General features: G+C 65.1%; 1 protein-coding gene. It reads left to right on the top strand.

Features of this window, described 5'->3' with window-relative positions; all coding sequences use genetic code 11:
• Positions 1-84 precede the first annotated feature (84 nt).
• A protein-coding gene (locus AAHG03_RS27015; protein ID WP_076611538.1) for an IS3-like element ISMch3 family transposase occupies positions 85-1,436 on the top strand; the annotation gives its coding sequence in 2 pieces (ribosomal slippage) (positions 85-420 and positions 423-1,436; 1,350 coding nt in all).
• Positions 1,437-1,510 lie beyond the last annotated feature (74 nt).

Raw genomic sequence — 1,510 nt, 5'->3', positions numbered from 1 at the left:
TGTCCGGCGTCAGCACTTTTGAGACAGATTGAGGGCCTTCACGAACGGAGGATGGCTGGTTCATCGTAGCCCCCAGGAGCGAAGATGAAGCAGCCATCCGGGCCGGCACGGAAGCCGGCAGAAGCCGTAATCAAGGACATCCGCCGGGCCACGCGTCGGCAGTTCTCGTCCGAAGAGAAGATCCGCATCGTACTGGAGGGCCTGCGCGGCGAGGACAGCATCGCCGAGCTGTGCCGGCGCGAGGGCATTGCCAGCTCGATGTACTACGGCTGGTCCAAGGAGTTTCTGGAAGCCGGCAAGAAGCGGCTGGCCGGCGACACCGCCCGTGCGGCGACCGCCGACGAGGTCAAGGATCTGCGCCGCGAGGCAGGCGCTCTGAAGGAGGTCGTGGCCGACCTCCTCCTGGAAAACCGTCTGCTCAAAAAAAGCATGAGCGGGGCTGGGGGCGACGCGGCATGAGGTACCCGGCCTCCGAGAAGCTGGAGATCATCCGGCTGGTCGAGCAATCCCACCTGCCGGTGCGCGTCACCCTGGAGAAGCTCGGCATCACCAGGGCAACGTTCTACCGGTGGTACGACGCCTATCAGCGCGGCGGCCCCGAGGCCCTGGCTGATCGCCCCTCGCGGCCCAGCCGGGTCTGGAACCGGTTGCCGACAGAGATTCGCGAGCAGATCGTCACCCTCGCGCTGGAGGAGCCGGAACTCAGCCCGCGTGAGTTGGCGGTGCGCTTCACCGACGAGCGGCGGTACTTCGTCTCCGAGGCGACCGTCTACCGCCTGCTCAAGGCCCAGGACCTGATCACCAGCCCAGCCTACATCGTCGTCAAGGCAGCCGACGAGTTCCGCGACAAGACCACTGCGCCCAACCAGCTCTGGCAGACGGACTTCACCTACCTGAAGGTCGTCGGATGGGGCTGGTACTACCTCTCGACCATTCTCGATGACTTCTCACGCTACATCGTGGCGTGGAAGCTGTGCACAACGATGCAGGCCAGCGACGTCACCGCCACGCTTGATCTCGCGTTGGCGGCAGCCGAACTCGATCACGTGCAGGCGGTGCACCGACCACGGCTGCTCACCGACAATGGATCGAGCTACGTCGCTGGCGATCTGGCCGACTGGCTCGGCAGCCGGGGCATGACCCACATCCGCGGTGCGCCCCGCCATCCGCAGACGCAGGGCAAGATCGAGCGCTGGCACCAGACGCTCAAGAACCGCATCCTGCTCGAACACGCCTACCTGCCAGGCGAGTTGGAGGCGCGTATCGCCGTCTTCGTCGAGCACTACAACCATGCCCGCGCTCACGAGAGCCTCGGCAACCTCACCCCTGCCGACGTCTACTTTGGCCGCAGCGAGGCTATCCTGCAGGCACGGGCCCGGATCAAGCGTCAGACCCTCATCGATCGCCGCTTGCGCCATCACGCGCAGGCCGCCTAACCTCTCAACCCAGATGGACCAGAGCCTCCGTTCCTGAGCAGCCCAAACCGTCTCAAATCATCTGACGACGGACA

The sequence above is a fragment of the Methylorubrum subtropicum genome, assembly GCF_038442325.1.
Lineage (GTDB): Bacteria > Pseudomonadota > Alphaproteobacteria > Rhizobiales > Beijerinckiaceae > Methylobacterium > Methylobacterium subtropicum.
This window is presented reverse-complemented; position numbering and strand designations above follow the sequence as displayed.